At 61.2% G+C, this 7,386-nt stretch carries 6 protein-coding genes; 5 read left to right on the forward strand and 1 reads right to left on the reverse strand.

Annotation, left to right across the window (positions count from 1 at the left end):
• Nucleotides 1-636 (reverse strand): ABC transporter ATP-binding protein (locus AC5DC2_RS16160; RefSeq protein WP_491699214.1); only part of this gene is annotated, 636 nt, incomplete at its 3' end.
• Between the two features lie 456 nt (nucleotides 637-1,092).
• Here AC5DC2_RS16160 and AC5DC2_RS16165 point away from each other — a divergent pair.
• The 5 genes from AC5DC2_RS16165 to AC5DC2_RS16185 form a co-directional block, all read left to right on the forward strand.
• Nucleotides 1,093-2,070, forward strand: a complete 978-nt coding sequence (locus AC5DC2_RS16165) for a TRAP transporter substrate-binding protein (RefSeq protein WP_491699215.1) — start codon at nucleotides 1,093-1,095, stop codon at nucleotides 2,068-2,070.
• A 116-nt stretch (nucleotides 2,071-2,186) separates the two neighbouring features.
• Nucleotides 2,187-2,948: a 2-dehydro-3-deoxy-D-gluconate 5-dehydrogenase KduD gene (gene kduD, locus AC5DC2_RS16170; RefSeq protein WP_491699216.1), complete on the forward strand. Its 762-nt coding sequence runs from the start codon at nucleotides 2,187-2,189 to the stop codon at nucleotides 2,946-2,948.
• Between the two features lie 221 nt (nucleotides 2,949-3,169).
• Nucleotides 3,170-4,261 carry a beta-galactosidase BglB gene (bglB, locus tag AC5DC2_RS16175; protein WP_491699217.1) on the forward strand — a complete coding sequence of 364 codons (1,092 nt, stop codon included), beginning with the start codon at nucleotides 3,170-3,172 and terminating at the stop codon, nucleotides 4,259-4,261.
• Entirely contained in the window at nucleotides 4,261-5,097 is an 837-nt protein-coding gene (gene kduI, locus AC5DC2_RS16180; protein ID WP_491699218.1) for a 5-dehydro-4-deoxy-D-glucuronate isomerase, read from the forward strand. Before bglB ends, kduI begins: the two co-directional genes overlap by 1 nt.
• Nucleotides 5,097-7,386: hypothetical protein (locus AC5DC2_RS16185; protein WP_491699219.1), on the forward strand; the 2,290-nt coding region annotated here is incomplete at its 3' end. The genes kduI and AC5DC2_RS16185, both read left to right, overlap by 1 nt.

Here is a 7,386-nt window from a genome sequence, read left to right on the forward strand (position 1 = left end):
GATCACACCCTCATTCAGCACGACGATCCTGTCGGCGAGTGTCATCGCCTCGGTCTGGTCATGCGTGACATAGATCATCGTCGCCTTCATGCGGTTGTGCAGCTGGGCAAGCTCGACGCGGGTCCTGACGCGCAGCGCCGCATCGAGGTTCGACAACGGCTCGTCAAACAGAAAGGCCTTCGGTTCCTTCACGATCGCCCTGCCGATGGCGACACGCTGCCGCTGCCCCCCGGAAAGCTGGGCCGGACGACGGTCAAGCAACTCCTCCATTTCGAGCATGCGGGCCGCTTCCTGAACGCGCTCGGCAATCGCATCCGCACTCATGCCGATATTGCGCAGTCCGAAAGCCATGTTGTCGCGCACCGTCATATGCGGATAAAGCGCATAGTTCTGGAAAACCATGGCAACATTGCGCTGGCCGGGCGCCAGTTTCTCGCTGCGAACGCCATCGATCATCAACGCCCCGTCATCAATCGTCTCAAGCCCGGCGATCATGCGCAGCAGCGTCGACTTTCCCGAACCCGAGGGCCCGAGGAACACCATCAACTCCCCGGCCTCTACCGCAAGAGAGATATCGTTGATAACATTGACGTTCCCAAAACTCTTGGAAACGTTCTCGAGCTTGATTGGGGCCATTTGTTCCTCCCGAAAGGTTTTCAAACCATTCTTTCCGGTCTGCACCAGAAGTCAAGATATACAGGGCCGTTTCCGGGACTCTTTTGAGACCGGCAAAGCCGGTCGCCATCATCCGGTTGAAGGCCGCCTCCCGGTCAGCGGCCTCGCGCGGCAGGCACGACAGGGCCGGCGTCCGGAGAGGTTTCATGACGTCTCCTCGCGCCGGTCCCGTCAGCTGGGAGACTTGCGGAAAACCGCGCTGAGCCGGCATTGCTCGGCAAACACGCCCGGGGCAGATCGCGCTTCGCCCACGCCTTTGTCCTTGCGAACCACATCCTGCCAAATCCCAAGGATATGAAATTTTCTTTCATATTGAGAATATAATTTCATCCTGCATAATGATTGCCATCTTCTCCGTTTGCCTTTGCGTTTAAGCGCCGCGGCGGCGGACAACAATGTGCCACAGGGAGTGAGACAATGAAGACAATGACATCCGCACTGGCCGTACTGGCCGCAGGCATGACGCTTGCAGCCGGTTCGGCCGACGCCGCCGTTCGCCTGAAGCTGGCCGACGCGCTGGCAGCCGATCATCCCACGAGCGTGATCCTCGAGCAGTTTGCCGAAGAGGTCGAGGAAAAGACCGACGGCGAGGTCAAGATACGGCTCTACATGAACGGCGTTCTCGGCTCCGAGCGCGAGGTTCTGGAGCAGGTGCAGAACGGCGCTGTGGACATCACCCGCGTCAGCGCCGCAAACCTTGAGAACTTCAACCCGATCTACCAGGCCTTCACGCTGCCTTATCTGTTCAACAGCCAGGAGCATTTCTACGAGGTCATGGACGGACCGATCGTCGATCCGGTCTACCAGGCTTCGCTCGACAGCGGCTTCATGGGGCTCACCTATTTCGACAGCGGCGCCCGCTCGTTCTACACCAAATCGAAATGCGTCGAGACGCCGGACGACCTCAAGGGCCAGAAGCTGCGCGTCATCAACTCGCATACCTCGATCCGGATGGTCGAACTGATGGGCGGCATTCCCACGCCCCTGCCCTACGGCGAAATCTACACCGCCCTGCAGCAGGGCGTCATCGACGGCGCCGAAAACAACCCGACGGCGCTGACGCTCGGCCGTCACGGCGAAGTGGTCAAATGCTATTCGCTGGACGAGCACCTGCGCATTCCCGACTTCCTGGTGATCTCCAAGACCGCGATGGACAAGCTGACGGATGAGCAGATCGCCATCATCAAGGAGGCCGCGGTGAACGCCACGCAAGCCCAGAAGCAGGTCTGGAACGACGCCGTCGACGAGGCCATGCAGCAGATCGAGGAAATGGGCGTCACCGTCGTGTCCCCCGACAAGGCGCCGTTCCAGGAAAAGGTTGCGCCGCTGATCGAGGAATACAAACAGGATCCGGCAATCGGCCAGTTGGTCGATGCCATTCAGAACGCTCAGTAAAATCCTCCCGGATTTGACGGCGAAGGCGCTTCTTGTCTCATCAAGCAGGGAGCGCCTTTTCTTTTCCAGACGTTGCTGCGGCAACGTTTCCCCCATCAAAAGACTGGAAGAAACCCATGATCACCGATGATTTTCACCTTTCCGGAAAAACCGCCATCGTCACCGGCTGCGATACAGGCCTTGGCCAGGGCATGGCCGTCGCGCTGGCCGAAGCGGGTGCGGACATTGTCGGCGTCAACATCGTCGCGCCGACGGAAACGATTGCCAAGGTCGAGGCGCTCGGGCGGCGCTTCGTGTCGATCGAAGCCAATCTTATGAAGCAGGACGACATCCCTCAGATCGTGGACACGGCCGTTCGCGAATTCGGCAAGATCGACATTCTGGTCAACAATGCCGGCATTATCCGCCGCGAGGATGCCGTCGACTTCTCCGAGAAGGACTGGGACGACGTGATGAACATCAACATCAAGAGCGTCTTCTTCCTCTCCCAGGCCGTCGCCCGCCGGTTCATCGAACAGGGGCATGGCGGCAAGATCATCAATGTTGCCTCGATGCTGTCGTTCCAGGGCGGGATCCGGGTGCCCTCCTATACCGCCTCGAAGAGCGGCGTCATGGGCATCACCAAGCTGCTTGCCAATGAATGGGCGCATCACGGCATCAACGTCAACGCCATCGCGCCCGGCTACATGGCCACCAACAACACCGCGGCGCTGAGGGCCGACGAAGAGCGCAGCAACGAGATCCTCGGCCGGATTCCGGCCGCGCGCTGGGGCTTGCCGCGCGATCTCGCGGGACCGGCAGTCTTCCTCGCCAGCGACGCCTCCTCCTATGTCAACGGCTATACCATTGCGGTCGATGGCGGCTGGCTCGCCCGCTGAGGCCATGCCTGCTTGCGGATCGCCGGTCAGGCGGTCCGCCTTCAACACGCTTCACTCAGAAAAATGCGGCGGCGCGCATTGGCGCGGCGGCTTCTGCGCGTTGCCGAGCGCGACAGGGCATGCCGCCATCACATCCTGATATGAAATATTCTTTCATATTTCGCAATTAGTTTTCATGATGCATGATATTGCCATCATGATCCTGCATCGGAGGAAAACCCGTGCTTTCCACAAATCAACTGAAACACAAGATCGAGCTGCTGGTTGATGGCCTGAAGTCACTGCGGGATGAAGGCAAGTTCAACGAACCGAATCTCGACGGGACTGCCGGCGACTATGTCAGCTTCAACGCCTGGGAATGGCCGCAGGGCGTCGGCCTCTACGGTCTCGCCCAGATGTGGCTGAAGACGGGCGATGCCGATGTGAAGACCCTGCTGGAGGACTGGTATTCCGCCCATATCGAAAAGGGCCTGCCGCCGCAAAACGTCAACACCACCGCGCCGCTTCTCGCTCTGTCCTTGCTGTGGCGCGAAACCCGCGATCTGCGCTGGGAAGCTCCGATGAAGGACTGGGCGGACAGGATCCTGACCGAAATGCCGCGCACGCGCTGCGGCGGTTTCCAGCACAATGTGTCGGACAAGATCAATGACGACGAATTGTGGGATGACACGCTGTTCATGGTGGCGCTGTTTTTGGCAAGCTATGGCGAGGGCGCGGGACGCCGTGATCTCGTGAGCGAGGCCGCCTTCCAGTTCCTGGTGCATACGCATTATCTGGCGGAGCCGGAAACCGGGCTGTGGTTCCACGGCTGGACCTTCGACGGCAACCACAATTTCGCCCGCGCCCGCTGGGCACGCGGCAATTCCTGGATTTCCGCCGGCGTTCTCGACCTTCTCGAGCTTGCCGAACTCGATGACGCAACGAAGCGCTACCTCACGGAAGTGGTGAAGGCCCAGCTTGAAACGCTGATCGGCTATCAGGCGGCAAGCGGCGCATGGCACACGCTGGTGGACGATCCGACCTCCTATGAGGAAATCTCGGCCACCGCCGCCATCGGCTACGCCCTGTTGAAGGGTGCACGGCTCGGCATCGGCCCTCAAAGCTGGCACGAGGCGGGCATGAAGGCGCTTTCCGTTACGCTCGACAATATCGGCGAGGACGGCATCGTCGACAATGTGTCCTATGGCACCCGCATGGGCCACGATCTCCAGTTCTACAAGGACATCCCGATCCAGCCGACCGGTTATGGCCAGTCCATGGCCCTGCTGCTGCTGGTCGAAGCCCTCAACATTGCCAAAGCGGAGGAAGAATAATGTTTGAAGACACACGCTATTCCGTTTCCCCGAAAGACGTTCGCGGCTACAGCAACGAACGCCTGCGGGAGGAATTCCTCATCGACAACCTGTTCGTCGCCGACACGCTGCAGATGGTCTACACCCATGTCGACCGGATGATCATCGGCGGCTTCCTGGCGGTGGACGGCGAAACCGAAATCGCCGACGGCGCTGCGGTCGGCACGCCCGGCTTCTTCGACGCCCGCGAAATGGGCATCGTCAATCTCGGCGGAACGGGAACCGTGACGGTCGACGGCACGGTCTACACGGTTGAGCACCGGGATATCGTCTATGTCGGTCGCGATACGAAATCCGTCCGGTTCGCCGCCGAGAACCCCGCCGAGCCTGCCGCGTTCTACATGAACTCGGTTCCCGCCGGCTATGCCGTGCCCTCGGCGCTCATCCGCCAGGCCGATTCCAAGCCCGTCACCATGGGCGACGAGGCGCATGCCAACAAGCGCACGCTACGCATGTATATCCACCCGGAAGTCTCGCCGAGCTGCCTGCTGTTGATGGGCATTACCGAGCCCGCGCCCGGCAGCATCTGGAACACCGAGCCGCCGCATGTCCACGAACGCCGCATGGAAGCCTATGTCTATTTCAACATGGCGCCCGAAGACCGGGTCATGCATTTCATGGGCGAACCGAAACAGGTGCGCAACATCGTGGTCGCCGACCGCCAGGCCATCCTGTCGCCGGCCTGGTCGATCCACATGGGCGCAGGCACCGGCCCCTATTGCTTCGTCTGGGGCATGACAGGGGAGAACAAGGCCTATAATGATGTGACACCCGTTGCCGTGAAAGATCTGCTGTGATGGCCCAACATGCACAAGACGGCGCGATGCGCCGGCCGCTGACGAACGGTTCGCCGGTCTGCTACTGGCACGTATCGGCGATCGCCGAGGCGGAATACAACGTGCCCGACACCACGATGTCGGGTCATATGGATGCGCAGTTCTTCCTCACCAAGGAAAAGAACTTCATCCCGCACGAATATCCTTGCCGCACGCAGTTCGTCAGCGAACGGCGCGGCAAGCGCCCGGTCGTCGTCGAAAAGCAAGGGCCCGGACGCATCTGGACGCCGTTCGGCTCACCGCGCGTTGACCTCTCCGGCTTCTGGTTCCGCGCCACCGCGGTTTCGGCCTGGGCGAAAACGCGCATCGAGGCTAAAACCTCCGGAACGGCGCGGCTGAAGCTCAGCTGCTGCGGCGGCGCCATCCTCTTCGTCAACGGCGAAGAAGCGGGGTTCATGAGCGCCTATCAGCGCAATTTCGAAACCGATCAGGTCTTCGACGTCGAACTGAAGGCGGGTCTCAACGAGATTGCCGTGTTCTTCGATGATCTCGCCGAACGCGACGCCCGTTATTTCTTCGAGCTCGACTACTGCGACGGGCCGGAAGCCACTGTTTCTCTCGATGTCCCTTGTGAAAGCGGACTTGCCGACGAGATCGAAAACATGCTGGAAACCATGCATTTCGAGCAGCCGGCCTATTCCTCGGGAACCGTCGCCTTTCATTGCCCGCAGACTGTCAGCCGCGACCTCGATGTCGAAATCATGGTTGCGGGCGATTTTCTCGCCGAAGAACACGACACTTTCACCACCCGCCTGCCCGCCGGTTCGGCGCGACTGGTCGTCGGCGACGTGTCGTCGTTCCACAGCGACTTCCGCCATTTCGACATGCGCCTCAGCGCCGGCGGCCTGACCCTGTCGCGGCCGTTCACGGTTGAGATCGCTCGCTGCGAGGACCAGGGCGAGCCGCCCGAAAGCCTCGACGCCCGCATCGACGAAGCGCTCCGCCATGTCGCCGAGAATGGTTATGCGGATGCAATTTCGGCGTTGGCGCGGCTCGGGCTTGGCCAGGGCGATGCCCGCACCGAGGCGATGATTTCCGCTTCGCTGCCGAAGATCGAAAACTGCCACGACTGCGCCGACTTCCATCTGGTTCCGCTGCTGTTCGGGCGTATCCGCTACGGCGAACTTCTGTCGGAGGCCATTCGCGAGCGGATCGACGCCGCCACGCTCAACTTCCGCTACTGGCTGGATGAACCCGGCAATGACGTGCAGTGGTACTATTCGGAAAACCACGCGCTGCTGTTCCACACCGCCGCCTATCTGGCGGGGCATTTCCATGCGGACAAGACCTTCGTTCGCGCCAATGTGACGGGTGCCGAACAGTCAGAACGCGGCGCGGCACGGCTTCGGGACTGGTTCGACCATTTCGAAAAATGGGAAATGGCCGAATTCAACTCGGTTCCCTATTTCCCGATCGACCTCAAGGGCCTGACGACGCTTTACGCCCTTGCCCATGACGATGATATCCGGGAGCGCGCCGGCAAGGCGATCCTGCGGCTGATCTCGGTGGTTGCCGCTTCCGCCCATCACGGAACGCTGACCGCCGCCCAGGGCCGCTCCTACGAGCACACCTTGATGGCCGCACGCACCAGCGAACTGTCGGCAATAGCCCGCGTTCTCTGGGGACGCGGCAATTACGGCCGTACCTTCCAGACGCTGCCGCAATTCCTGCTGTGCCTGCGCGACTTCGGTCTTGCGACCCCTGAAAGCGATCGCGACACGGCCCGGCTTGCCGGTGGCGCACGCCAGGAATGGACGTTCTCGCAAGGGGAAAACCGGTTTGCCCATCTCTACCACTACAAGACCGCGGAAACGGCGATGGGCTCGCTTGCCCGCTATCGCTGGGGCGAATGGGGCTATCAGGAAACCGTGCTGCAACTGCGGATCGGCCGCAATCCCGATGCACAGATCTGGGTGAACCATCCCGGCGAGGTGATCCATTGCGGTTTCGGCCGGCCCTCCTACTGGGGCGGTTGCGGCGCACTGCCGCGTGTGCACCAGTACCGCAACCTTGCCGTGGTTCTCTTCGAAACCCATGAGGGGCAGCCGGATTTCAGCCATATCTGGTTCCCCGCGAGGGCTTTCGACGAAACCATCGCAGCGTCCAGCCTTGCCTGCGCGCGTTCGGGCGACGGGTTTGTCCTGGCCAGCGGAACGGCCCCTCTCGAGCCGATCGAGACCGGCCCGACCGCCGGCATGGAAATCCGCCAGACCGGCCGCAAGACCGCATGGCTGTTCCGGCTGGCGGAAA

Source organism: Martelella sp., assembly GCF_984369615.1.

Excerpts from the sequence above, each read along its gene's own strand:
- kduD (WP_491699216.1), top strand. The coding sequence starts at position 2,187 with ATGATCACCGATGATTTTCACCTTTCCGGAAAAACCGCCATCGTCACC.
- kduI (WP_491699218.1), top strand. The coding sequence starts at position 4,261 with ATGTTTGAAGACACACGCTATTCCGTTTCCCCGAAAGACGTTCGCGGC.
- AC5DC2_RS16165 (WP_491699215.1), top strand. The coding sequence starts at position 1,093 with ATGAAGACAATGACATCCGCACTGGCCGTACTGGCCGCAGGCATGACG.